This window comes from Dietzia sp. CH92, assembly GCF_032248695.1.
Taxonomy (GTDB): Bacteria; Actinomycetota; Actinomycetes; order Mycobacteriales; family Mycobacteriaceae; genus Dietzia.
This window is the reverse complement of the sequence record NZ_JAVHXC010000011.1, coordinates 46,175-70,095: the sequence shown is the minus strand read 5'-3', so window position 1 is coordinate 70,095 and position 23,921 is coordinate 46,175. Positions and strand designations below refer to the sequence as shown.

General features: G+C 72.2%; 22 protein-coding genes. 9 read left to right on the top strand and 13 right to left on the bottom strand.

From position 1 onward, the window contains the following. Positions 1-128 precede the first annotated feature (128 nt). The 4 genes from RWK90_RS16870 (at position 129) to RWK90_RS16855 (ending at position 4,400) form a co-directional block, all read left to right on the top strand. Positions 129-977: a sugar ABC transporter permease gene (locus RWK90_RS16870; RefSeq protein ID WP_314038806.1), complete on the top strand. Its 849-nt coding sequence runs from the start codon at positions 129-131 to the stop codon at positions 975-977. Beyond that, positions 974-1,816, top strand: coding sequence for a carbohydrate ABC transporter permease (locus tag RWK90_RS16865; RefSeq protein ID WP_314038783.1), 843 nt, complete (start codon positions 974-976; stop codon positions 1,814-1,816). Before RWK90_RS16870 ends, RWK90_RS16865 begins: the two co-directional genes overlap by 4 nt. A gap of 71 nt (positions 1,817-1,887) precedes the next feature. Further along, positions 1,888-3,222 (top strand): ABC transporter substrate-binding protein, encoded by a 1,335-nt coding sequence (locus RWK90_RS16860; protein WP_314038782.1) that lies wholly within the window; start codon positions 1,888-1,890, stop codon positions 3,220-3,222. Between the two features lie 113 nt (positions 3,223-3,335). Beyond that, the gene (locus RWK90_RS16855; RefSeq protein WP_314038781.1) at positions 3,336-4,400 is read left to right on the top strand and encodes a sn-glycerol-3-phosphate ABC transporter ATP-binding protein UgpC; all 1,065 of its coding nucleotides are present in this window, start codon (positions 3,336-3,338) and stop codon (positions 4,398-4,400) included. A gap of 139 nt (positions 4,401-4,539) precedes the next feature. On the opposite strand, the gene RWK90_RS16850 is transcribed toward RWK90_RS16855, so the two are convergent. From RWK90_RS16850 to RWK90_RS16820, 7 genes are all read right to left on the bottom strand, one after another. After that, complete coding sequence (locus tag RWK90_RS16850) at positions 4,540-5,595, bottom strand: alpha/beta fold hydrolase (protein WP_314038780.1); 1,056 nt, start codon at positions 5,593-5,595, stop codon at positions 4,540-4,542. Beyond that, the gene (locus tag RWK90_RS16845; RefSeq protein ID WP_314038779.1) at positions 5,592-6,590 is read right to left on the bottom strand and encodes an alpha/beta fold hydrolase; all 999 of its coding nucleotides are present in this window, start codon (positions 6,588-6,590) and stop codon (positions 5,592-5,594) included. Before RWK90_RS16845 ends, RWK90_RS16850 begins: the two co-directional genes overlap by 4 nt. Next, positions 6,590-7,663 carry a diacylglycerol kinase gene (locus tag RWK90_RS16840; protein ID WP_314038778.1) on the bottom strand — a complete coding sequence of 358 codons (1,074 nt, stop codon included), beginning with the start codon at positions 7,661-7,663 and terminating at the stop codon, positions 6,590-6,592. Before RWK90_RS16840 ends, RWK90_RS16845 begins: the two co-directional genes overlap by 1 nt. A 40-nt stretch (positions 7,664-7,703) precedes the next feature. Next, positions 7,704-9,461 (bottom strand): cytochrome c oxidase subunit I, encoded by a 1,758-nt coding sequence (ctaD, locus tag RWK90_RS16835; protein WP_396230355.1) that lies wholly within the window; start codon positions 9,459-9,461, stop codon positions 7,704-7,706. A gap of 140 nt (positions 9,462-9,601) precedes the next feature. Further along, complete coding sequence (locus RWK90_RS16830) at positions 9,602-11,608, bottom strand: M13-type metalloendopeptidase (RefSeq protein ID WP_314038777.1); 2,007 nt, start codon at positions 11,606-11,608, stop codon at positions 9,602-9,604. Between the two features lie 76 nt (positions 11,609-11,684). After that, positions 11,685-12,434: a hypothetical protein gene (locus tag RWK90_RS16825; RefSeq protein WP_314038776.1), complete on the bottom strand. Its 750-nt coding sequence runs from the start codon at positions 12,432-12,434 to the stop codon at positions 11,685-11,687. A gap of 214 nt (positions 12,435-12,648) precedes the next feature. Continuing rightward, the gene (locus RWK90_RS16820; protein ID WP_314038775.1) at positions 12,649-13,161 is read right to left on the bottom strand and encodes a DUF4395 domain-containing protein; all 513 of its coding nucleotides are present in this window, start codon (positions 13,159-13,161) and stop codon (positions 12,649-12,651) included. 131 nt (positions 13,162-13,292) lie between these two features. On the opposite strand from RWK90_RS16820, the gene RWK90_RS16815 reads away from it, so the two are divergent. Further along, the gene (locus RWK90_RS16815; protein ID WP_314038774.1) at positions 13,293-13,982 is read left to right on the top strand and encodes a pentapeptide repeat-containing protein; all 690 of its coding nucleotides are present in this window, start codon (positions 13,293-13,295) and stop codon (positions 13,980-13,982) included. Between the two features lie 61 nt (positions 13,983-14,043). Here RWK90_RS16815 and RWK90_RS16810 read toward each other — a convergent pair whose 3' ends face one another. Further along, positions 14,044-14,316, bottom strand: a complete 273-nt coding sequence (locus tag RWK90_RS16810; protein WP_314038773.1) for a hypothetical protein — start codon at positions 14,314-14,316, stop codon at positions 14,044-14,046. Between the two features lie 229 nt (positions 14,317-14,545). Between RWK90_RS16810 and RWK90_RS16805 the strand changes: the two genes are divergently transcribed. After that, on the top strand, positions 14,546-15,571 hold the full coding sequence (locus RWK90_RS16805; protein WP_314038772.1) for a glycoside hydrolase family 25 protein: 1,026 nt from the start codon (positions 14,546-14,548) through the stop codon (positions 15,569-15,571). A 58-nt stretch (positions 15,572-15,629) separates the two neighbouring features. Here the strand turns inward: RWK90_RS16805 and RWK90_RS16800 are convergent, their stop codons facing one another. The 5 genes from RWK90_RS16800 to trmB all read right to left on the bottom strand — a co-directional run bounded on the left by RWK90_RS16800 (position 15,630) and on the right by trmB (position 21,283). Continuing rightward, positions 15,630-16,016 (bottom strand): DUF3054 domain-containing protein, encoded by a 387-nt coding sequence (locus RWK90_RS16800; RefSeq protein WP_314038771.1) that lies wholly within the window; start codon positions 16,014-16,016, stop codon positions 15,630-15,632. Beyond that, the gene (locus RWK90_RS16795) at positions 16,013-17,347 is read right to left on the bottom strand and encodes a YbhN family protein (protein WP_314038770.1); all 1,335 of its coding nucleotides are present in this window, start codon (positions 17,345-17,347) and stop codon (positions 16,013-16,015) included. The genes RWK90_RS16800 and RWK90_RS16795 overlap by 4 nt, the downstream gene beginning before the upstream one ends. 65 nt (positions 17,348-17,412) lie before the next feature. Beyond that, entirely contained in the window at positions 17,413-19,794 is a 2,382-nt protein-coding gene (locus tag RWK90_RS16790) for an MMPL family transporter (protein ID WP_314038769.1), read from the bottom strand. Positions 19,795-19,803: 9 nt separating this feature from the next. Then, positions 19,804-20,478 (bottom strand): NYN domain-containing protein, encoded by a 675-nt coding sequence (locus RWK90_RS16785; RefSeq protein ID WP_314038768.1) that lies wholly within the window; start codon positions 20,476-20,478, stop codon positions 19,804-19,806. A 49-nt stretch (positions 20,479-20,527) separates the two neighbouring features. Then, complete coding sequence (trmB, locus tag RWK90_RS16780; RefSeq protein WP_314038767.1) at positions 20,528-21,283, bottom strand: tRNA (guanosine(46)-N7)-methyltransferase TrmB; 756 nt, start codon at positions 21,281-21,283, stop codon at positions 20,528-20,530. Between the two features lie 100 nt (positions 21,284-21,383). Between trmB and RWK90_RS16775 the strand changes: the two genes are divergently transcribed. Genes RWK90_RS16775 through RWK90_RS16765 form a run of 3 tightly spaced genes read left to right on the top strand, consistent with a single transcriptional unit; the run spans position 21,384 to position 23,802 of the window. After that, positions 21,384-22,067 carry a hypothetical protein gene (locus RWK90_RS16775; protein ID WP_314038766.1) on the top strand — a complete coding sequence of 228 codons (684 nt, stop codon included), beginning with the start codon at positions 21,384-21,386 and terminating at the stop codon, positions 22,065-22,067. Next, on the top strand, positions 22,064-23,392 hold the full coding sequence (locus RWK90_RS16770; RefSeq protein ID WP_314038765.1) for a hypothetical protein: 1,329 nt from the start codon (positions 22,064-22,066) through the stop codon (positions 23,390-23,392). Before RWK90_RS16775 ends, RWK90_RS16770 begins: the two co-directional genes overlap by 4 nt. Beyond that, positions 23,389-23,802, top strand: coding sequence for a DUF6802 family protein (locus RWK90_RS16765; RefSeq protein WP_314038764.1), 414 nt, complete (start codon positions 23,389-23,391; stop codon positions 23,800-23,802). Before RWK90_RS16770 ends, RWK90_RS16765 begins: the two co-directional genes overlap by 4 nt. The last annotated feature ends 119 nt before the right edge of the window (positions 23,803-23,921 follow it).

The window sequence follows — 23,921 nt, the reverse complement described above, 5'->3', positions numbered from 1 at the left end:
GGCTTACCACCGTGCAGACACCCCCCTCCCCGGTCGCCGCCACCCCGGCGACCGCACCCGACGGCCACACCGGCCGCGGCCCGGCCCGGCGCCGCCTCCGCCCGGGTGGGGCGTTCCGGGAGAAGGCGCTGTTCCTCGCGCTGGTGCTGCCCAACCTCGTACTGCTCGGCGTGTTCACCTACCGCCCGCTGCTCGACAACGTCCGGCTGAGCTTCTTCGAGTGGAACATCTCCTCGCCCACATCGACGTTCATCGGGCTGGACAACTACATCGAGTGGTTCGGTCGCGACGACAGCTGGCTGATCCTGCGCAACACCGGCATCTTCACCGTCTCCGCGGTGGTCGGCTCCATGGTCCTGGGCCTCGCGCTGGCCCTGCTCCTGGACCAGCAGCTCGTGGGCCGTGGGATCGTCCGCTCGGCGGTGTTCGCCCCGTTCGTGATCGCCGGTGCGGCGATCGGCGTGGCCTTCCAGTTCATCTTCGACCCCCGGTTCGGCATGGTCGCCTCGCTGCTCACCATGGTCGGACTGCCGGTGCCGGACTTCTACCAGGACCCCGACTGGGCACTGGCGATGATCACCATCACCTACATCTGGAAGAACCTCGGCTACACGTTCGTCATCTACCTCGCCGCCCTGCAGGCCAAGCCGGCCGAGCTCTACGAGGCCGCCGAGATTGACGGCGCCAGCCGCTGGACCACCTTCCGGCGCGTCACCCTGCCGATGCTGCGGCCCACGACGTTCTTCCTGTCGATCACCGTCATGCTCAACTCCCTGCAGGTGTTCGACATCATCTACGTGATGACCCGCGGCGGCCCCCAGGGCAACGCCACCACCACCATGGTGTTCCAGGTCTACCAGGAGACGTTCCAGAACTTCCGCGCCGGCTACGGCGCCACCGTCGCCACGATCATGTTCCTCATACTCCTGGTCATCACCGTCCTCCAGGTCCGCGTCATGGACAGGAACATGCGATGAACACCATCCAGGGTGGCTCCCGGACCGCCAAGATCGTCGGCTACGCCGTCATGGCGCTCGTCCTGCTCGTGATCGGCCTACCCCTGTTCTGGGTCGTCATCACCTCACTCAAGCCCGACAACCAGGTGTACGTCCAGCCACCGGTGTGGTGGCCCGAACCCATCACCACCGACGCGTACCCGCAGGTCCTCGCCGACGTACCGTTCCTGCAGTACTTCACCAACTCACTGGTGATCACCGGCGTGCTCGCCGTCGTCAAGATCACGCTCGGCGTGATCAGCGCCTACGCCTTCGTGTTCCTGCGCTTCCCCGGCCGCGGGCTGCTGTTCATGCTGGTCCTCGCCGCGCTCATGGTGCCCAACCAGATCACCGTGATCTCCAACTACGCACTCGTCGCGCAGCTCGGCTGGATCAACACGTTCCAGGGCATCATCATCCCGCTGGCCGGGGTCGCGTTCGGCACCTTCCTCATGCGCAACCATTTCCTCAGCCTGCCGTTCGAGATCATCGAGGCCGCCCGCATGGACGGGTGCGGCCACCTCAAGCTCCTGTTCCGGGTGGTGCTGCCCATGAGCTGGCCGACCCTGGTCGCGTTCGCGCTCATCACCCTGGTCAACGAGTGGAACGAATACCTGTGGCCGTTCCTCATCGCCTCCGACGACGCCGTCGCCCCGCTGCAGGTGGGCCTCGCCCGCCTGGTCAACACCGACGGCGGCTACACCGACTGGCCGATGGTCATGGCCGCCACCATCCTCACCATCACCCCGATCCTCATCGTCTTCCTGATCCTGCAGCGCCACATGATCAAGGGCCTCACCTCCGGCGCGGTGAAGGGCTGACCCGCCCGACACCCCAGACCACCACCGTCCTGACCCGACACGGTCCGGCACAACCGAAAGGATCCACCACCATGAATCCACTCACTCGCCGCGGCTTCCTCGGGGTGCTCGGCGCCGCGACCGCCGCCACCACCCTCACCGCGTGCGCAGGCACCGGCTCCGACTCCGGAACCGACGGTGGCACCGGCGGCGGGGCCTCCGGCGGAGGCGACACCGGCACCATCACCTTCTGGTCCAACCACCCGGGCACCTCGAAGGAGCTCGAGCAGGAGATCATCGACGCGTTCGAGGCCGAGAACCCCGACCTGAAGGTCAACCTCGTCGACGGCGGCAGCAACTACGAGGAGGTCGCCCAGAAGTTCAACGCGGCCCTCACCGGCGGGGACCTGCCCGACGTCGTGGTGCTCTCCGACGTCACCTGGTTCAACTTCGCCCTCAACGACCAGATCACGCCCCTCGGCGACCTCTTCACCGAGGCCGGCGTGGACACCGGCGACTTCGTGGACGCCCTGCTGGGCGACTACGTCCTCGAGGGTGAGAACTACGGTGTGCCGTTCGCCCGGTCGACGCCGCTGTTCTACTACAACAAGGAGGTCTGGCAGGCGGCCGGACTGCCCGACCGCGGGCCCGAGAACTGGACCGAGTTCGCCGAGTGGGCACCGCGGCTCCAGGACGCGATCGGCGACGGCAAGCACGCGATCGCCATGTACGACGGGTCCAACTACATCGACTGGACCGCCCAGAACATCGTCTGGGACTTCGACGGCGCCTTCTCCCGCGACTGGGATCCCACCTTCACCGAGGACGGCACCATCCGGGGCGTCGAGTACGTCACGCAGCTGAACGACGACGGCTTCCTCGTGGTCTCCGCCGACTCGATCGTCGAGTTCGGCTCCGGCCTGGCCGCCTGCGCCCTCGCCTCCACGGGATCGCTGGCCGCCGCCAAGACCAACGCGAACTTCGAGTTCGGCACCGCCTTCCTGCCCGGCGCGGCCGAGAAGAACTCCTGTCCCACCGGCGGCGCCGGTGTCGCGATCCCCGCCGGGATCTCGGACGAGCGCAAGCTCAACGCCATGAAGTTCATCGACTTCCTCACCAACACCCAGTCCACGGCGAGGTTCGCCCAGGGCACGGGCTACATGCCGGTCCGCAAGTCCGCGCGCGAGGCGGAGGAGATCAAGGCCTACCTCGCCGAGACCCCGCAGGCCGCCACCGCGATCGACCAGCTCGCCCACACCCGCCCGCAGGACAACGCCCGCGTGCTGGTCCCCAACGGCGGCCGGCGCATCGGTGGCGCGTTCGACCGGGTCCTCGGCGGCGCCGACGTCCGCCAGGCCATGCAGCAGGTGCAGGACGAGACGGCGCAGATCATCGACTCGCAGATCCGGCCCAAGCTCGACGGCTGAGGCCGCCGACCCGGCCACCACCCCGGCCGCCGCAGCACCCGCTCCGGCGGCCGGGGCCGCCCGGCCCTCTCCCGACTCCCCCGTCCCCACTTCCCGAGGAGCACCCGCGCCCGATGGCCACCGTCCGCTTCGACCACGCGACCCGCCGCTTCGACAAGAAGTCGGCGCCGGCCGTCGACGCCCTCGACCTGGAGATCGCCGACGGGGAGTTCCTCGTGCTCGTCGGCCCGTCCGGGTGCGGTAAGTCCACGAGCCTGCGGATGCTCGCGGGCCTGGAGCCGGTCGACGAGGGCCGCGTGCTCATCGGCGACCGGGACATGGCCGGCGTCGCCCCACGCGACCGCGACGTGGCCATGGTCTTCCAGAACTACGCGCTCTACCCCAGCATGACGGTCGCGCAGAACATGGGCTTCGCGCTGCGCAACGCCGGCGTCAACAAGGCCGACACCCGCCGCCAGGTCGAGGAGGCCGCCCGCGTCCTGCAGCTCGAGAACCTCCTCGACCGCAAGCCCTCGCAGCTGTCGGGCGGCCAGCGCCAGCGGGTGGCCATGGGCCGGGCGATCGTGCGCCGACCCAAGGTGTTCTGCATGGACGAGCCGCTGTCGAACCTCGACGCCAAGCTCCGCGTCTCCACGCGCGGGGAGATCGCCGGGCTCCAGCGTCGGCTCGGCGTCACCACCGTCTACGTCACGCACGACCAGGTCGAGGCCATGACCATGGGCACCCGGGTGGCGGTGCTCAAGGACGGCGTCCTGCAGCAGGTGGCCGAGCCGCGCGAGCTGTACGACCGGCCCGTCAACGCGTTCGTCGCCGGCTTCATCGGCACGCCCGCCATGAATCTCATCGAGGCGCCCGTCGTCGACGGCCGGGCCCGTGTCGGTGACGCCGAGATCGACGTGCCCGCCCCGCTCGGTGGCCGCGACCGCGTCACCGTGGGCGCCCGCCCGGAGTCGATGCGGCTCGTCGGTGAGGGCGAGCCGGGGCTGGAGTTGACGGTCGAACTGGTGGAGGAGCTGGGCGCCGAGGCCTTCGCGTACGGGCACACGGCCGGCGGCGAGCGCATCGCCCTGCGCCTCGACCGCGGCCACGCCACCTCGGTCGGCCAGCGGGTCCGGGTGCGCCACGTCGACGCCGAGGTCCACGCGTTCGACGTCGAGACCGGCCTCCGCCTCGACTGACCGCAGCCGCCCCTGCCCATGGCGTCTCGCGTGCGCCCCGGTACGCGGTGACCGCAGCCGCTCCTGCCCATGGCGTCTCGCCCTCCCCGCGGGGCGCGCGAGACGCCATGCCGGGGAGCGGCTGCGTGGTCGGCCCGGCTCAGCGGGCAGGGACGGGCGCGAGCACGCCCACGAGCTGGTCCGCCAGCACGCATCGGGGCGGGGACACCTCGAGCCCCGCGCCTGCGCCCGCGCCCTGCCCTTCGCCTGCGCCCGGCCCGCCGTGCCCACCGCGCCGCGGCCCGCCCAGGGCGTCGATCACCAGGTCCACCGCCCGTGGCGACGCGAGAACCGTGAGATGCCCTGATCGGTCGGCCTCGCACCCGTCCTGCAGACGCACGACGCGCAGGTCGACGAAGTCCGGCACCTGCGGCGCGACCACCGGGCCGGTGAGCTCGTCGTAGTCCGACGAGACGGCCACGTAGCGGACGCCGCGCGCGAACGGCACGCCCTCGTCGCCCAGCCACGCGAGGGTCGCCTCGGCGTCACGTTCGGCGGTCTCGGCGGACAGGACGCCGAGCAGGTCGGTGACGAACTCCGGTGGCCCCTCGCCGGAGCGGGCGGGGTCGGCGCCGAGGGTGACGACCGTGCGTACCGCGTCGGTGCGGGCGGTGGCGGCGACGTACGAGGCGATGATGGCGCCCTGCGAGTGCCCCACGAGGTCGACCTCCGCCGCGCCGGTGAGGGCGCGGACGCGGTCGATCTCGGCCGCGAGCTGCGGGGCGGACGCCCCGGTGAGGGATGCCAGGCCGCCGGCCGCGCCCAGTCCCGGGAGCGCGCCGACGGTCGGCGCCCACACGCAGTAGCCCTCCGCCGCCAGGGCCCCGCCGAGAGTGGCCCACGAGTTGCCGCCGTTGAGGCCGGTGCCGTGCACAAGGATCACCGGCACGGGCCGGTCGGGGCTCGGCCGGCAGTCGTCGCGGTTGAGGCCGGGCGGGTCGGCGAGGCCGTGCGTGAGCTGGTGCGCGGCGCCGTCCCACCAGCGCCACCCGACTCCGGCGGCGGGGTCGGGGGCGGTGGCGGGGGCGGGAGTGGCGGCGGCGGTGGGGGTCGGTGCTCCCGGGGCGACGACGACGAGGGCCGCCGCCACGGCCAGACCCGCTACCGCCGAGACCGCCGAACGGGCCGCGTCGGCCCGCGTCCGGAGACGGTTCACGAGCCCGGTACGGCCGGCAGGGCCGGAGCCGCGGGGACCGGTCCCAGGTACGGGGCCACCGGCTCGCAGCGGGGCTCTCGCGGGTGGTGCGGGTCGAGGGCGTTGAGCACGAAGTCCGCCGTGCGACCGTCCGCGGCGATCGCCAGGTGCTCGGCGCGGTTCTGCTCGCACCCGTCCTGGATGACGATGTTCGTGGCCCCGGGCCCCTCGACGACGCCCGAGGTGTAGGGCTGCACGAGCTGGTCGTAGCGGGTGACGAGGTTGAGGTAGGTGACGTCCGGCGCGTACGGCGTTCCGCCGGACCACAGCAGGTCGAGGGTCTCCGATCCCACCGCCATCTGGCCGAGCGCCGGGGCCACCTCGACGGCCCGCCCACGGTCACCGCTGGCCAGGGCGGCGCCGATGGCCCCGGAGCCCGTGCCGCGGGAACCGTGCCACAGCGGCGCGATCGCCGCGACGGTGCCCACCCGGCCGGGTCGGGCGACCTTGGCCACGAGGCCGGAGACCAGCGTGCCCTGGGAGTGGCCGACGAGGTCGACCTGCTGCGCGCCGGTCGCGGCGAGGACGCGGTCGACGAATTCCGCGACCTGCGGCATCGACACCTCCGCCGTGTGGGACAGCCCGCCGAGGACGCTGATCGGCCACGGCTGCCCGGGGAGCGCCCCGTAGGTGAGCGTGAACACGCAGTAGCCCTCGTTGTGCAGCAGCGGGCCGTAGGTGGCCCAGTTGGTCACCGCACCGCCACTGGTGCCGTGCACGAGCACGACCGGGCGGGGCTTGTCGGCGGTGGGCCGGCACGACCAGTCGTTGGCCCCGGCCAGCTCGGCACCCGGGGCGGTGAGCGCCTGCGCCGCCCCGGCGAAGAAGAAGTGCGGCACCGGCAGCGGCGCCCGCGTCGACGGATCGGTGGCGGGTTGCGCGGCGGCGGCGCCCGCGCCGGCCAGTGCGAGGGCCGCGGTGGTGGCGAGGGCGACGACGGCGCGCACGAGGCTCATCAGCCCATTAAGCCACGGCCCGTGATCATCGGCAGGTCCTTGGCGTAGACGAGTCCCGGCTCCGCCGCGACCACCGCCTCGACCGAGTTGACCAGTCGCATCGCGGTGACCCGCATGCCGGACTCGTTGTGGTCACCGCCCTCGGCGTGGTGGGTGAACTCCACGCGCATCGCCGGCTCCCCGGAGATCTCGACGCGGTAGCAGCCGTCGCCGTGATCGGGCCGCGGCCAGTCGGGGGCCTGGTCGACCGCGGTGCGGGTGACGTGTTCCAGGGCGATGCGGTCCTCGCCGTCGACCTGTCCCACCACCTCGAACCGCAGCGCCGCCTGCGTGCCCTCGGGCACCTCGCACGCGAGCAGGGACAGATCGCGGTCGGCGGGCAGGCGCTCGTGCCTCTCCACGAGCGGCTCGTCGAGGGTGACGTCCAGCGCGGCCGCGAGCTGCCGGACCACCGATCCCCACCCGGCGGCGAGCATCCCGGGGCGCAGTAGCGGCGGCAGGGTGTCCATGGGCCGGCCGAAACCGAAGAGCCGGCGCATGGTCTCGCCCTGGTGGTACACGGTGTAGTCGGCGATCTCGGCGACGCGGATGTGGTCGATCCGGCGGGCCAGACTCGTCATGGCCAGCGGCAGCACGTCGTTGGCGAAGCCGGGGTCGATCCCGTTCACGTGCAGTGTGGCCCCACCCTCGCGGCCGGCGGCGTCTAACGCGGCGATCATCTCCTCCGGGATCGTGCCGAGCGGGTACTGCAGCAGCACCGGCCCGGAGGCGATGACGTCGATCCCGGCGCGGAGGAGACGGTGGAAGTCCTCGATCGCCTCGGCGAACCGGGTCTCGGTCTCGGCGGTGTACACCACGGCGTCCGGCCGGAGTGCCAGCACCGCGGCGGCGTCGTCCGTGGCTGTGACACCGAGGTCGCGGCCCATCCCGGCGAGCCGGCCGGCGTCACGCCCGACCTTCGCCGGGTCGGAGACGACCACCCCCACCAGCTCGAGCTCGGGACGGGCGTCGATCCCCTCGACCGCCATCCGCCCGAGGTACCCCGTCGACCACTCCACCACCCGGATCGTCATGGCAGGTGACACTATGCGAGGACCCGGGCGGCGGGGCGGGTCACCTCTCCTGCGGCGACGGTCCCCGCTCGGGCACGTCCTTGGCGGAACCGGGGTCCTGGGCCCTGCCCCGGCCGCCGACGTGGGCCTCCGCGCGCATCCGCTCGCTCATGTGCGGGTAGTGCAGCTCGAACGCGGGACGCTCGGAGCGGATCCGCGGCAGGCTCGCGAAGTTGTGGCGCGGCGGCGGGCACGAGGTGGCCCACTCCAGGGAGTTGCCCGCTCCCCACGGGTCGTCCACCAGGACGAGCTCGCCGTAGCGCCAGCTGGAGATGATGTTCCAGATGAACGGCAGCATCGCGATCCCCAGGATGAACGAGCCCACGGACGAGATCTGGTTGAGAACCGTGAAGCCGTCCGAGTCCAGGTAGTCGGCGTAGCGGCGCGGCATGCCCTGGTTGCCCAGCCAGTGCTGGACGAGGAAGGTGGTGTGGAAGCCGATGAACGTCAGCCAGAAGTGCCACTTGCCCAGCCGCTCGTCCAGCATCCGCCCGGTCATCTTGGGGAACCAGTAGTAGATCCCGGCGAAGGTGGCGAACACGACGGTGCCGAACAGCACGTAGTGGAAGTGCGCCACCACGAAGTACGAGTCGTGCACGTGGAAGTCGATCGGGGGCGCGGCCAACATGATGCCGGTGAGCCCGCCGAAGAGGAACGACACGAGGAAGCCCAACGCGAAGATCATCGGGGTCTCGAACGTGATCTTCCCGCGCCACATCGTGCCGATCCAGTTGAAGTACTTCACGCCCGTGGGCACGGCGATGAGGAACGTCATGAAGGAGAAGAAGGGCAGCAGCACCGCGCCGGTGGCGAACATGTGGTGGGCCCACACCGACATGGACAACGCGGCGATGGCCAGGGTGGCGAAGACCAGCCCCGCGTAGCCGAACAGCGGCTTACGGGAGAACACCGGCAGGATCTCGGTGATGATCCCGAAGAACGGCAACGCCAGGACGTACACCTCGGGGTGACCGAAGAACCAGAACAGGTGCTGCCACAGGATCGACCCGCCGTTGGCCGGGTCGTAGATCCGGCCGCCGAACGTGCGGTCGTAGAACACGCCCATCGCGGCCGCCGTCAGCAGCGGGAAGATGAGCAGGATCAGGATCGAGGTGACCAGGATGTTCCACGTGAAAATGGGCATCCTGAACATCGTCATGCCCGGCGCGCGCAGGCAGACGATGGTCGTGACGAAGTTGACGGCACCGAGGATCGTGCCGATGCCGCCGATCGCCACCCCGAGGATCCACAGGTCCGCGCCGACCCCCGGTGAATGGATCTTGTCCGCCAACGGCATGTACATGGTCCAGCCGAACGACGCCGCACCTCCCGGTGTGATGAAGCCGGTGAGGAGGATGATGCCGCCGGAGAGGAAGAGCCAGTAGCCCAGGGCGTTGAGGCGGGGGAACGCCACGTCCGGAGAGCCGATCTGCAGCGGCATGACGTAGTTGGCGAACCCCACGACGATCGGTGTGCCGTAGAACAGCAGCATCACGGTGCCGTGCATGGTGAACAGCTGGTTGTACTGCTCGTTCGACAGGAACTGCATGCCGGGGAAGAACAGCTCCGCCCGGATGAGCAGGGCCATGAGGCCGGCGATCGAGAAGAACACCAGGCAGGTGGCGATGTACATCAGCCCGATCTTCTTGTGATCGGTGGTGATGAACAGCTCCCGCCACGAGAGCCTGAACGGCTGGCGGATCGCCGGGGCGTCCGCCGCGGTGCGCGCGCCCTCGCGCGGCACGAGAACTTCAGACATCGAGACCCCGCTCCTCCTCACGGTCGAGGCGGGACGCGGCTGTCGCCGCGTCCCGCACTGTGACCAGCGTTAAGATCAGGTGACGGCACTCACCGTACCCATTTCGCCGCGGGGAGGAGCGGGATCGCCCCCGGGCGAGCTCACCAGATGCTCACCCGCTCCTCAGGTGCCAGCCACAGCCCGTCGGCCTCGGTCACGCCGAACGCCTCGTGGAAGTCATCGAGGTTGCGCACCACCTGGTTGCACCGGAACTCCGGCGGCGAGTGCGGGTCCACGGCGAGCCGGCGGGCGGCCTCCTCGGCACGGGTCTTGGTGCGCCACACGATCGCCCACGAGGTGATGAGCCGCTGGATCCCGGTCATCCCGTCGATCTCCGGGCCCACGTCCGTGCCCTGCGCGGGTTCGCCGTCCGTGCCCTGCGCCAACCGGTAGGCCAGCAGCGCGATCGTCAGGCCTCCCAGGTCGCCGATGTTCTCCCCCACCGTGAAGGCCCCGTTGACGTGGTCCTTGGCAGGGTCCAGGCCGTCCGGGGTGAGGCCCTCGTACTGGGCGATCAGCGCCTCCACGCGGGTTCCGAACGACTCGCGGTCTGCGTCGGTCCACCAGTCGACCAGGTTGCCGTCGCCGTCGTACTTCGATCCCTGGTCGTCGAAACCGTGGCCGATCTCGTGCCCGATCACCGCGCCGATCGCCCCGTAGTTGGCGGCGTCGTCGGCGTCCGCGTCGAAGAACGGCGGCTGCAGGATCGCGGCCGGGAAGACGATCTCGTTCATCACCGGGTTGTAGTAGGCGTTGACCGTCTGCGGCGTCATGTGCCACTCGTCGCGATCGACGGGCCCGCCGAGCTTTCCCAGCTCGTGTGCGTGCTCGAACTCGGCGGAGCGGCGGACGTTGCCCAGGAGGTCGTCGGCGCGGACCTCGAGCGCCGAGTAGTCCCGCCACTTGTCGGGGTAGCCGATCTTGGGCACGAACGCCTCGAGCTTGTCCAGGGCGCGCTCGCGGGTGGCCGGGGTCATCCACGGCAGCCGGCTGATCGAGTAGCGGTACGCCGCGGTGAGGTTGGCGACCAGCTCCTGCATGTGGGCCTTGTGGCCGGGCGGGAAGTGGCGGGCCACGTATTCCTTGCCGACCTCCTCGCCGAGGGCGGCCTCGACCGCGCCGACGCCGCGCTTCCAGCGGGCCTTGATCTCCTCGGTGCCGGACATCGCGGTGCCGTAGAAGCGGAAGTTCTCCTCGACCAGTTCCGCGGGCAGGTACGGCGCGCGGGACGAGACGATCCGCCAGCGCAGCCACTCCTTCCAGGTCTCCACCGGCTCGGACGCCCAGAGGGCGGCCACCGCGGTGAGGAAGTCTGGCTGCATGGCGACCAGCCGGCCGAAGGTCTCCTCGCTGCCGCCGAGCTCGCGCGCCCAGTCGTGCCACGGGAAGCCCGGAGCCAGCTCCGGCAGCTCGTCCCAGGTCACCGGGTTGTAGGTCCTGTCGGCATCGCGGCGGGCCACGACGTCCCAGTGGGCGGCGCCGATGCGGGTCTCCAGCGCGAGGATCTCGACGGCGCTCTCCCGCGCCGCGGTGGCCTCGGCGAGCCCGGCCAGCTCGAGCATCCGCGCGATGTGGTCGGTGTACTGCTCGCGGATCTGCGCGTACTGCTCCTCGCGGTAGAACGACTCATCGGGCAGGCCGATGCCGTACTGCACCAGGTAGAGGATGTACTCGGTGGAGTTCTTGGCGTCGTTGTTGACGTAGGCGCCGATGAGCCCGCCGACGCCGACCTTCTCGAGCCGCGCCATCGCCAGCGCGAGGGAGTCCGCGTCCGTGGCCGCGTCGACCTCCTCCAGGTCCGGCGCCAGGGCCTCGACGCCGGCGGCCTCCACCGCGTCGGTGTCCATGAACGAGGCGTAGAACGCGCCGATCCGCGAGTCCACGGGGGCGTCGGTGATGATGTCGCGCACGCGCTCCTCGGACAGGTCCCGCAGTGCGAGGAAAGCGCCGTCGATCGGGCGGTCCGCGGGGATCACATGGTCGCGGATCCAGGTGCCGTTGACGTGTTGGTACAGGTCGTCCTGCGGCCTCACGTCCGGGTCGACATACCGCAGGTCCAGGCCCGAGGGGCGGGAGGCGTCGGTGGTGGGGATCTCGGTCGCTGTCATGCGACCAGGTTACGGAAGGCCGCCGTCCGCGCGGGGGCGATGACGCCGACGCGGACCCGCGGCGGCCGACCCGGGATCAGGGCAGACCGTGGCGGGCGTTGTGATCCTTCGCCCCCTGATAGGCGTCGACCATCCCCCAGACCCAGAACCCGAGCATGATCGGCAGCCCGATGAGGACGATCGAGAGCAGCACGCCCACGCTGTAGCCGAGGAAGATGCCCACGCCCCGGCCGACCCGGCCGTTGAGCATCGTCCCCAGTCCCGGGATGAGCAGCGAGGCCACCAGCATGAGTGCGGGCTCCTTGCGGGCGGCCGGCGGGTACTGGCCGTAGGGCTGCATCGCACCGTACGGCTGGCCGTAGGGCTGCATCGCGCCGTAGGGCTGGGCATAGGGCTGGGTCGCGCCGTAGGGCTGACCGTAGGGTTGCGTCCCGTACTCCGGCTGCCCGTACTGATGCTGCCCGTAATCCGGCTGCCCGTATTGCTGCTGCCCGTAGGGGTACGCCCCGAACGACTGGTCGCCCCCGGGCAGCGGCTGCGCGCCGTACCGACCCGAATCGAACCCGTCCACGGCGGCCGGCGGCTGCCCGTACGCCGCCCCTGACCGCGGGGCGTCGAACTGCTGGTCCGAGTAGCCGGCGTCGCCGTGGCCCGAGCCGCCGTCGCCCACGCCGCCGTAGCTCGTCCCGCCCGCGGTCGGGTCCCCGAAGCCGGCATCGCCCCACTCGGAACCCGGGTACCCGCGCACGCCTTCCTGCTCGGCCCACGCGTCATACCGCTTCTCGAAGTCGCGGTCGGAGGCGCTGTCGTCGGCGGGAGTACTCATGCATCCAGCCTAACGCGGCCGAACGCGGACTAACGCGGGGCGAGAGCCGCGCGCGCGTGCCCCGCGGCAGCACACCCGGCCCCGGTCGCGCTGCCCCATTGTCCTGCGCTGGGACGATGCGCGTTCTCACCGCACTCGCGCTGGCGAGATGGACCATCGCGCCAGCGCGGGCCGAAGAGGCAGCGCATCCAGCGGGAGTCGCGCTGGGAGGATGTCAGTTCGCGTTGGTCATCCCGGGCCGGGCCCAGATGTCCGCGCAGTCGACACACGCGTCGTCCGAGACGAGGCCGACCCGCTGCAGTTGCCCGTACATCCAGCAGCCCAGGCAGAATCCGAGCGCCGCCTCCGCGAGCGCCGCCGCCACCAGCACCGCGAGCACCACGACACCCGCCGTGGTCAGCCCACCGAGGAACAGCCCCAACGCGAGAGACGACATCACCAGGCCGATGGTCTGGGCGAACCGCTTGGGCGCGCCGGAAACCAGCTTCGGCGCGGCGCTCACGCGCGGGGCCAACACGTGCACCGAGAGACGGCCGAACGGGGAGTACCGGGGACCACCGGCGACACGCAGGGCGAACCCGACCGCCAGCGCGGCGGCCAGCCAGACCCGCGCGGGCGACGGCACGAGGATCGTCGCCACCGCGAGTGCCACCACGAGCGCGGCGGTGCATCGGGCGGCGTAGTCGTTGACGACCTCGGGGAAGGCGAACGCCTCACGAAGACCCATGGTCCCACCTCTCATCCGTGACACCCGGAATAGACCGGTCTGTCTACCACGCGGTCGAGCGTACTCCTCCCCACCCCGCACGCGGGAGGCCAGACCCGGGGCCGCGCCCGCCGGAGCCTAGGCTGACGCCCGTGCCCCCGCCGCTTCGCCGTCGCTCCAGTACGCCCCGACCCCCCGCCGGGCCGACCCTCCCCCGACGTGACCAGCTCGCACCGCCGCGGTCCGACCTCGAACCCGACGGCCTCTGGGACGGCGTCCTCGCGACCGCCGAGCACGCCCCCGCCCCGGAGGAGGGCGCCGTGTCGATGGGCGGCATGGAGATCCGCGAGTCCGCACTGGAGGGGCTGCGGCTCAGCGGGGCCCGCGCGGACGGCCTCCGCCTCACCGACGCGGTGTTCAGCGGCTGCGACCTGTCCGGACTCGTCGCCGACGGTGCGTCACTGACCCGGGTCCGGTTCGTCGGCTGCCGCCTGACCGGTCTCGTCCTGTCCGACGCGCGCCTGACCGACGTGACGTTCGAGGACTGCCACGCCGACATGATCAATCTGCGGATGGCGCGCCTGCAGCGGGTGCGCCTCGCGGCGACACGCTGCCGCCAGGCGGACCTGCTCGAGGCGCAGGTCGCCGACCTCATCACCGAGGGCGCCGACCTGCGTGGCGCGACCGTCGAGCGGGCGACCCTCGCGGCCGCCGACCTGCGGGGCGCGGATCTGGAGGATCTGCGCGGAGCCTCGGCGTTGCGGGGCGCGCTGATCTCGCCGGAGCAGGTCCTGGGCGTGGGGCTCGCCCTCATCGGCGAGGCGGGGATCCGGGTCGAGTAGGGCGGCGGCGGAACGTCACCTGCGGCCGTCCGGGGCCCGGCAGCCGTCCGGGGCCCGGCCTTCAGGCCAGGTGGGAGGCCGATTCCCGCCACTGGTTGACGGCCCGGTTGATGATGGCCTGGAGCTGGAGGATCTGGTCCCGGTCGGTGAGCGTGATGCCCTCGACCCCGGTCTGCAGCCGCAGTTCGGGCACCCCGCGATCGGCGCCGTGCTCGTCGAGCACCACGGTCTCGGCGACGGTCACCTCGAGGAACGGGTCGTCGTCCGGGCCGTCGACCTCCGTGACGAGGTCCTGGCGGTAACGAGGGGCGGAGAGGTCGATGGCATCGGTCATGAGGGGCACTCCCGACTGGTCGGTGGGCTGCCTCGAGCGTAGGTCAGAAAAGCAGGTCACCGTACGCGTGGGACAGCGTGTTACGGGTTGTTGTGATTCCGTGACCCGCGCCACCCCCGGTCCGGACGACCCCGCCTCGCAGCGGCGGCGGCGCACCCGAACTGGACAGTTGTGGAGAAAGTTGCGCGAGTTGCTTGTGTGACTGTTGTGGTTGCCACATACTCACCCCATGACTTCTGCCGGACCGTCAGCCCGACGCGCCCTCCTCCCCCGACTCCTCGTCGCCCTGGCCTCCGCAGCAGCTCTCTCGATCGGCCTCCTCGTCGTCGTCATCTCCCCCCGCGCCGACGCCGAGGTCCCGCTCGCGCCCGCCTACCACGGCCTCGCGCAGGGACTCGACGCCTCCAGTTGGCAGCACCCGCACGGCGCCGGGGTCGACTGGCACTCCGCCGCGGCGGCCGGCCACTCCTTCGTGTTCGTCAAGGCGACCGAGGGCACCGGCCCGGCCAACCGCTACTACGAGGACGACGTCGCCCGGGCGCGCGCGGCCGGGATGCTCGTCGGCAGCTACCACAAGGCCCGGCCCGCGATGGACCCCGCGCAGCAGGCCCACGCGTTCGCCGACCGCCTGCAGTCCGTGGGCGGCCCGCAGCTGCCGCCCGTGCTGGACCTCGAGACCGACGAGGGGCTCGACCCGCAGCAGCTCGCCGACTGGACGCAGGTCTTCCTCGACACCCTCGCGCACCGCACCGGCCGCACCCCGATCCTGTACACGTACCGCTACTTCTGGATCGACCGCATGGCCAACACACCGCGCTTCGCCGAGTACCCGCTGTGGCTGGCCGAGTACGGCGTGTCCGAGCCGACGCTGCCCGTGATCGGCGGCTGGGACCAGTGGCTGTTCTGGCAGCGCTCGGAGACCGGAGAGGTCCCCGGGTTCGCGGGCGACGTCGACCTCAACGTCTTCGCCCGCACCCGCGCCGACCTCGACGCCTGGCTCGGCCCCGTCGAGCCGACGCCGGAGCCCGCGCCCGCGCCCGCCCCGGCCCCCGAGCCTGCGCCCGCCCCGGCGCCCGCACCCGCGCCGGTGAACGACGCCGCCCCGGCCCCGGTCCCGCCGGAGGTCCCCGTGCCGGTCGAGGCCGTGACGATCCCGGTGCCGCGCGATCTGCCGACGCCCGACGGCGTGCGGCTGCCCGAGTCGATCGAGGTCCCGCCGGAGGTCGTGGCGCGGCTGGCCGACGGCCTGCGCTGACCCGACCCGCCCTGGCCCGGCCGGGCCGACCGGGTCTCCGCCTACTGGCCGGGGCGGATCAGCCCGCGACCGCCCGCGCGGCCCGCCGCCGGACGAGCAGCGCGCGGACGGCCCGCCAGCCCACCAGGAAGACCCCGGTGACCACGCCGGCCACGATGATGAAGCTCCAGTGCGGCACCCGCCCGTCCCCGACACCGCGGATCACTATGCCCACCACGAGCGTCGTCAGCCACACGAGCATGCCCGAACCGACCGACGCGGGCGCCCGGCGGCCGGCCAGCAGGATCAGCCACCCGAGCGCCAGGCCCACGAGGAACGGCCACGCCGTGCCCCACACCTGCGCCACGCCCAGCCCCTCCGAGTGCGCGCCGCGCCCGAACGTGGAGAACACCACCACCAGGACCGCGTCGAGCACGATCATCACCGGAACGCCCACCCTGATCACCGACCCTTCTCGTGGCGGGACTCCTCGCCGCCGATCGTGCAGGACGCCCCGCCACCGGATTCGTCCGCTGCGTCGTCATCGCGCACCCGCAGCAGCGGCAGCGGCCCCGACTCATGGGCCACCGTCGGGCGCCACGGCGTGCCGCGCAGGGGCCACATCGCCGTCAACCCGGCCGGAGGGGCCGCCGTGACCGTCACCCGCGGCGTCGCGTCACCGTCGGCGGGGGTCGGCGGCGAGGAGGTCGACGACGACGAGGTCCGCCCGTCCTGTCCGTCCTCGGCCTCCGGCTCGGCATCCGGGTCCACGTCCACGGCACCCCGGTAGAAGAGGAAGAAGATCACCCAGCCGGCCAGGGCGACCAGCACGAAGCTGACGATGCGGTAGACGAACACCGCCGCGAAGGCCTGGTGCGCGCCGAGCCCGCCCGCCGTGAGGGCGGTGATCAGCGCGACCTCGACGGTGCCCAGGCCGCCCGGCGTGATGGGGGCGGTGGCGACGATCTTGCCGGTCACATACGCGATGCACAGTCCCCCGATGCTGTGCTGCGCCCCGACCGCATTGGCGGCCGCCCAGAGGCAGCCGATGTCGGCGACCCAGTTGAGCAGGGAGAACGCGAAGGCCTGCGACAATTGCCGCTTGCTCAGGTCGACGGCCTCGGCCTGCTCGACGACCTTGCGGACCCCGGCGGCGCCGTGGTCGGCGGGCTTGCGGCGGCGGGCGTTGACCCAGCCCAGGATCGACAGGAGCGCCCCCTCGATCTTGTCCGGGTGGCGGGCCGCCCACTGGACCACCACGACGATCGCGACCAACCCGAACGCGGACAGCACCAGCAGGAACGGGTTGGACACGGACCCCACGAGGAAGAAGCCGAGCAGCGCCAGCAGCACGATGCCGACGGTCGACAGGACGCCGGAGATGACGAGCTGCCACGACGCGACGACGCGGGTGGCACCCCACTGCCGGGTCTTGCGGTAGGTCAGGGTGGTGCCGAAGACCTGACCGCCGGGGATGCAGGTCGAGAAGGCGTTCGCCGAGAAGACGAGGCCGACGCTGGCCCAGTAGCCGACGCGGACCCCGGCCGACTGCAGCAGCACCTTCTGCACCGAGCCGTAGCTCGACATGGACAGGTAGGAGAAGACGAGCGCGGCCGCGACCCAGCCCCAGTGCGGCCTCGCGACGGCCTCGAAGCCCTCCGCGAAGAACGGCATCTGTCCGCGCAGCCAGTACAGGATGAAGCCGAGGACGGCGAGCGTCGCGCCGGCCTTGAACCACGGGTTGCCCAGGACCGCCCGGATACGGCGCCGCGCACCGGCGCCCCGCGTCCCCGTCATCACCTCACCATAACCAGAGCCTGCGCCCCTGCCCAGGCTCCCACTCCGGGGACCCGGGACCGCGGTCACGCCTCCGGTCCCTGTTGACGCTCCTGCATGAGCCGGGCGATCAACTCGGACGCGGGGATCTTGCCCTCGGGCGACGGTTCCGGCTCGTCGTCATATTCGGTGTCGTACACCGGTTCGTACTCGGACTCCGGCTCGCGGTCGAGCACCGCGACAGCGCCGGCGGCCCCCGACGGTTCCGCCTGACCTGTGTCGTGGCCGGCGGCGGCGGGCCGGCCGGTGAGGAGCTCGGGCTCGTCGTCGATCTCCGCCTCCCCCAGGCCGATCCGCTCCTGGACGCGCTTCATCCACCTGGGCGCCCACCAGTTGTCGGTGCCGAGCATCTGCATCACCGCCGGGACCAGCAGCATGCGGATCACGGTGGCGTCGATGATGAGCGCCGCGATCATGCCGAACGCGATGTACTTCATCATCACGATCTCGGAGAACGCGAACGCGCCGGTGACCACGATGAGGATGAGCGCCGCGGAGGTGATGATCCGGCCCGTCTGCGCGACGCCGCTGCGGATCGCCTCCGCCGTGCGTGCGCCGCGGGAGCGGGCCTCCACCATCCGGGAGACCAGGAAGACCTCGTAGTCCGTGGACAGGCCGTAGATGATCGCCATGAGCAGCACCACGACCGGCGACGTGAGCGGGCCGGGCGTGAAGCCGAGCAGGCCCGACAGGTGCCCGTCGACGAAGATCCACGTGAGGATGCCCAGCGTGGCGCCCAGGCCGAGCATGTTCATGATGGCGGCCTTGATCGGCAGCACCAGTGAGCCGAACGCGAGGAACATGAGCAGTGTCGTGGCCAGCAGCACGTAGAGGATGAACCACGGCAGCCCGTCGACCAGCGCGTCGACCGAGTCCTTCTCCATGGCGGGGTTGCCGCCGACGAACACCTCGGTGCCGGCCGGGATCGGGAAGGACTGGAGGTACTCGACCGTGTCGGTGGCGGCGTTGCGGTCCACGACGCCGGCCTGCAGCACCACGACCTCGCGGCCCTGCGCGTCCTGCTCGCCCGAGCGGGCGAACTGGAACGGCCCGGTGAGCCCGGGGGCCTCGTTCGCCGCCGAGCGGATCTGCGACAGGGTCGCGCCGTCGGAGCCCAGGATCACGAGCTTGACGGGGTCGGTGCGGGTGCCGGGGAAGTTCCGGTCGTACTCCTCCTGGGCCACGCGCGTGGGGTTGTCGGGCGGCAGGTAGGTCTCGTTGATGCCGCCGAACTTCACGCCGGAGAAGGGGATGATGAGCGCGACCAGCACCACGACGACCGGGATCGCCACGGCCACCGGGCGCTTCATCGAGAAGTCGGCGACGCGGCCGAACAGGCCGTTCTCCACCTCCTCGCGCGTGCGGTGACGCTGCATCCGCTTGATCCCGAGCGCGTCGACGCGGTGGCCGAGCAGCATCAGGACGGCCGGCAGGAGCGTGACCGACAGCGCGGCGGCGAGGATCACGGCGGCGATCGCGCCGTACGCGACGGACTTGAGGAAGTCCTGGGGGAACACGAGCAGACCGGACAGGGTCACGCCCACCATGACCGCGGAGAACACGACCGTCCGGCCGGCGGTGGCGACGGACCGGCGCACGGCGGCGTCCGGCGGATAGCCCTCGGCCATCTCCTCCCGGAAGCGGCTCACCACGAACAGGCCGTAGTCGATCGCCAGCCCCAGTCCGATGAGGGTGACGACGTTCTGGGCGAACGAGTTGACGGGCGTGATCAGCGAGAGCAGGTGCAGGGCACCGAGCGAGCCGAGGATCGTCAGCACGCCCACCGCGACGGGCAGGAAGGCGGCGACGAGGCCGCCGAATACCACGATGAGCAGCAGGAACACGAGCGGCAGCGCGATGAGCTCGGCGCGCACGAGGTCGGCGTCCATGCCGTCCTGCAGGGCGCCGGCCACGGGCTGGAGCCCGGCGATGTCGGTCTGGATCCCCTCGACGGGGATCCGGTCCTCGATCACCCGGAAGTTCTGGAGGATCTCCTCGGCCTCGCCGGCGATCTGGATGGAGGCCACCGCGATGCCCTCGTCGCGATTGACCAGGGCCGGCGACTGGTTGAACACGAAGCTCGTGACCCCGGTGACCTGGTCGGGGTGCTCGGTGCGGATCGCCTCCAGCGAGGCCCGGATGGGCTCCTGGAACGCCGGGTCGTCGACCGAGGTGCCCTCGGGGGCGTGGTACGAGACCACGACGTCGCCGAGCGCGTCGCGCCCGTACGCCTCCTGCTCGAGCCGCTCGGCGGTCGCCCACCCGCTGTCCGGGTCCTCGAACCCGCCCTGGCCGAACGGGTTGCCGAACGCGCTGCCGGCGACGCTGAGGAAGGCCATGACGAGAACGGAGCACACCACGACCAGGATGCGGCGGCGGGCGACGAACGCCCCGAGGGAGTTGAACACGCGGGACTCCTAGCGCGAGGTGAGCAGTGCCGTGAGCGGCCGCAGGGGCTGCAGCCAGGCACCCTCGTCGGGCAGGTTGTCGAGGCTGACGCGCGGCAGCGGCTCGCGGAACACCCCGGGGATGTCCTCGAGGTCGAGGAACGTGATGGTGTCGTGTTGGACGGCCCAGGTGGCGTGCTCGCGGAACCCGATCACGGCGACCGGGATGTCCTCGGCGAGCTCCTCGAGTGGCTCACGGAAGGCCTGGCCGTCGGCGGAGGCCACCACGACGCCGGCGAGTCGGCCGGATTCGGCGCGCCGGTCGATGTGCTCCAGCATGTCGTCGTCGACATCGGAGTCGTCGCTGGTCTTGGGCTTGGCGAAGACGGCGAAGCCGACGTTGCGCAGCGCCTCGACCCACGGCCGGACGTTGTCGGAGGTGCCGGGGACGATGTTGGTGAAGACGGTCGCCTCGGCCTCGAGCGCGTCCTGGGTCTGCTGTGACAGGTCCGCGGTGTAGCCGAGCAGCCAGCGGCCCAGGGCGTCGAAGCGCGGGCGGTACACGGCGGTCGGGCGCCCGCCGAGGATCGAGCCGAGCCCCATGTCGACGTTGGGCGCGTCCCACACCAGGAGCACCACCCCGGGTGCGTCGGGCGTGGCCACGTCCGCCGTGTCGTGGTTACGCGTGTCGTCTGCTGGGGTCATCGCCTCGTCCGCCTCGGTTCTCGTCGTTCGGGGGTCCGGTGGTGGGGCGTCAGTGCGCCCGACGCCAGAGGAACTCGTTGATCACGCGCTCCTCCTGCAGCCCCTTGCCCTCGAACTTCGTCACGGGTCTGTCCAGACTGAACGGTACGTGGCGCAGGTCCGTCGCGGGGTCCAGCCGCTGGAGGGCGGGTTCGGCGTCGCCGGTCTCGGCGATCCACTCGGCGTAGTCGGCGTGGTCGGTGGCCACGTGGAGCACGCCCCCCGGCTTCAGCCTCGAGGCGATCAGCTGGAACGTCCCGGACTGCAGGAGCCGCCGCTTGTGGTGGCGGGCCTTCGGCCAGGGGTCGGGGAAGAACACGCGCACGCCGGTCAGGCTGTCCGGGGCGATCATGTTGGTGAGCACGTCCACGCCGTCGCCGCGGATCATCCGCACGTTCTCGAGGCCCTCGCGCAGGATCATCCCCAGCAACTGCGCGAGCCCGGGCTGGTAGACCTCCACGGCGATCACGTCGACGTCCGGTTCGGCGGCGGCCATCGCGGCGGTGGAGGTGCCGGTGCCGGAGCCAATCTCCACGATCAGGGGCGCGGTGCGGCCGAACAGGGCCTCGGGGTCCACGACGTCGTCGGAGACGTTACGGCCGTAGGTCGGCCAGAACTCCTCCCAGTTGCGCTGCTGACCGGGGCGCAGGGTGCCGCGGCGGAACCGGTAGGCGGTGACCCGCGGGAAGAGACGGGCACTGTCGTCCGGGGTGCCGCCGTCCGGGGTGCTGCCGTCCTCGTGGGCGGGGTTCTCGCTCTGGTTCACCCGGCCATCATCCCGTAATCAATGGTCGGGTTCCGAATCCGGGCGTCGGGCGGCGGGGGAAGGTCTTGCCGCGCGCAGGCGGTCGGGCCACGATGAGCGCGTGCCGACCCAGACCCCCGACACCGTGCCCCGGGCCCCGGTGTGCGCCCCTGATCCGGATCCCGCCGCGCGGGTCCGGCGCCTGGTGGCGTCGGCGCGGGAGCGTTCCGGCGGGGCGGGTGCCGGGGAGGACGTCGGACCCGTCGAGGCCGCCCTGGCGCGCGTCGACGCCCCGGCCGATGTCCGCATCCGCGGGGGTCTGGGCTCGGGTCGGCGGACGCTGGCCGCCGCGCTGCGGGCCCGCCGCGGGTGGCGGGCCCGGGTGGAGGACCTCGACGTGGTCGCCGCGCCCGGGGCGGGCGCCGTGTCCCCGCCGGACGTGGAGATCGTGTGCCTGCGGACCGCGCCGTGCCGCCACGAGGAGCTGTGGGTGCGTCGCGCGCGCCGGCACGCGCTGCTCGTGGTGGCGACCGGGGTCGACGACGACGAGGACCCGCCGCGCTGGGCCCGGGGGCTGATGGCGGTGGACGCGCGCGAGCCGGAGCACCGGTCGGTCGACGGCGTCGTGTCGTTCGTCGAGCGCGCCCTGCACGATCTGGCGGCCGTCCGGGTGGCCCGTCTCGAGGCCGAGTTGGAGATTCTCGCAGCCCGTGACGGGGTGGGCGACCTCGCCGAGGCCGCCCTCTGCGCCCTGGCCGCGGGGGCGCCGGTGGCGGACGGGCCCGCCGGATCGGTGTCGTCGTGACCGCCGCCCCGGCCCCGCCCCGGGAGCTGACGATCGCGGTCCTGGGGGCCCGGGACTCCGCCGCCCCCGCGGTCGCCTCGGCGCTGTCCGCCGCCGCGGGCACAGCGCTGTCCGCCGCGGCGGGTCCGGCCGCCGGCGCCGGGGTCGACGCCCGGATCCGCGTGCTCGTGGACGCCACACCCGAGGACCGTCCCGACGCGGCGGTCCTCGTCGTCGACGCCGTGTGCCCGGTCCGCCCCGACGACGTCGAGGTCGCGCGCGGCGTGGCCGCCCGCCTGCCGATGGCGGTGGCCCTGGCCGGGCGCGCGCACACGTGCACGGCCGAACACCTCGCGGCGACGGTGGACGTCACCACGCGGCGCCTGGCCGACGCGGGCGTGTCCTGCCCGGTCCACGCGGTCGACGACCGCCACCCCGGCGGCCCCGCCGCCCTGCTCGCCGCACTTCTCGGCGCGCTGCGCGGCGCCGCCCCGCGCCCCGCCGCGCCCCGCCCCACCGGGGCCCGTCCCGCGCCCACCGCCGCGCCCCCGGCCGCACCGACGACACCGACGGGGCCCGGCGCGACCACCGCCACCGTCGACTGGCTCCTCGCGCGCCGCACCGAGACCATCACCACCCGCTCCCAGGCCCTGCGCCAGGACGCCCAGGCGCTGCGCATGGAGGCGGTCCAGGACCTGCACCGCTCGGTGCGCGATCTCGGCGCCCGGGCCCGCGAGGAGCTGGCCGCCGCCCCGCGCCGACGCATCGACGCCCTGGTGCACGCCCTCGCCGCCGACGCCGATGCCGCCGTGGCCGCCACCATCGCCCGCGCGGACCACCGCGCCGACGCGCTCGTGGCCCGCCACCTCGGGGCGACCGCCCCGGCCGGCCCGCGGATCCCCGCGCCCACCAGTGGCATCGCGCCGGGACGCCCACCCCGCAACGCCGGGGAGGAGCTCCTCGTCATGATCACCGGCGCCGCCGGTGGCACCGGAGTGGGGCGGATGCTGCTCGCGCCGCTCGCCGAGGTCCCCGGCGCCGCGGCGGTCGTCATCCCGCTGGCGCTGCTGTGCGGCCTCGCGCTGGGGTGGATCACCGTCACCGTCCGCCGGACGCAGGCCCTGCGCACCCACTCCGTCGCCGCGGTGGGCGACCGGCTCGCGGCCCTGCGCGCCGAGGCCGAGCAGTCCCTCGGATCGCGGATCCTCGCCTCCGAGGCCACCATCACCGACGGGTTCGCCCACGATCCCGGCCCCCGGGTCGCGGACCTCGAACGGCGCATCCGCCGGCTCCGCGGGGCCGGGTCCACCCCGACCCCCACCACCGCAGGGAGCACGTCGCCATGACCGATCCACTTCCCGGGCCGGACCCGTTCGATCACCACACCGCGCCGGACGTCTGCGGGCTCCAGGACGCGCCGCTGGCCGAACCGTCCTCGCTCGGCCTGCACGTCCCCGTGGGGGACGAGGTGCTCGACCTCGGTTCGCCCGAGGCCGACCTCGACGGTGACGGGTTCATGGAGGCCGTCACCCTCGGCGACGACCGCGGGCTGACCGTCTACACGGACGTCGACGGCGACGGCACCGTCGACCACGTCTCCACCGTCCGCTTCGACGGCAGTTACGACTCGTGGCGACTGGCCAACCCGACCGAGGGCGTACCCTTCGGGGGCTTCACCAACGCCGCCGACGACGACCCCGGTGCCCCGCCGCCCCCGCCCGCCCGGTGGGAGCGCATCGACCACGGGCACATCTGACCCGGCGACACCGGTCCGACACCCCCGCGACCGACCCCCACCGCGCCGCCGACCTGAGGGATCCCTCACATATCGGCGTCAACGGGGGCTCTGACGCGGCGGTTCACACCGGTTGGCGA

Coding starts and splice junctions, on each gene's coding strand:
- RWK90_RS16865 (WP_314038783.1), top strand. CDS start 974: ATGAACACCATCCAGGGTGGCTCCCGGACCGCCAAGATCGTCGGCTAC.
- RWK90_RS16860 (WP_314038782.1), top strand. CDS start 1,888: ATGAATCCACTCACTCGCCGCGGCTTCCTCGGGGTGCTCGGCGCCGCG.
- RWK90_RS16855 (WP_314038781.1), top strand. CDS start 3,336: ATGGCCACCGTCCGCTTCGACCACGCGACCCGCCGCTTCGACAAGAAG.
- RWK90_RS16845 (WP_314038779.1), bottom strand. CDS start 6,590: ATGAGCCTCGTGCGCGCCGTCGTCGCCCTCGCCACCACCGCGGCCCTC.
- RWK90_RS16840 (WP_314038778.1), bottom strand. CDS start 7,663: ATGACGATCCGGGTGGTGGAGTGGTCGACGGGGTACCTCGGGCGGATG.
- ctaD (WP_396230355.1), bottom strand. CDS start 9,461: ATGTCTGAAGTTCTCGTGCCGCGCGAGGGCGCGCGCACCGCGGCGGAC.
- RWK90_RS16830 (WP_314038777.1), bottom strand. CDS start 11,608: ATGACAGCGACCGAGATCCCCACCACCGACGCCTCCCGCCCCTCGGGC.
- RWK90_RS16825 (WP_314038776.1), bottom strand. CDS start 12,434: ATGAGTACTCCCGCCGACGACAGCGCCTCCGACCGCGACTTCGAGAAG.
- RWK90_RS16820 (WP_314038775.1), bottom strand. CDS start 13,161: ATGGGTCTTCGTGAGGCGTTCGCCTTCCCCGAGGTCGTCAACGACTAC.
- RWK90_RS16810 (WP_314038773.1), bottom strand. CDS start 14,316: ATGACCGATGCCATCGACCTCTCCGCCCCTCGTTACCGCCAGGACCTC.
- RWK90_RS16805 (WP_314038772.1), top strand. CDS start 14,546: ATGACTTCTGCCGGACCGTCAGCCCGACGCGCCCTCCTCCCCCGACTC.
- RWK90_RS16795 (WP_314038770.1), bottom strand. CDS start 17,347: ATGACGGGGACGCGGGGCGCCGGTGCGCGGCGCCGTATCCGGGCGGTC.
- RWK90_RS16785 (WP_314038768.1), bottom strand. CDS start 20,478: ATGACCCCAGCAGACGACACGCGTAACCACGACACGGCGGACGTGGCC.
- RWK90_RS16765 (WP_314038764.1), top strand. CDS start 23,389: ATGACCGATCCACTTCCCGGGCCGGACCCGTTCGATCACCACACCGCG.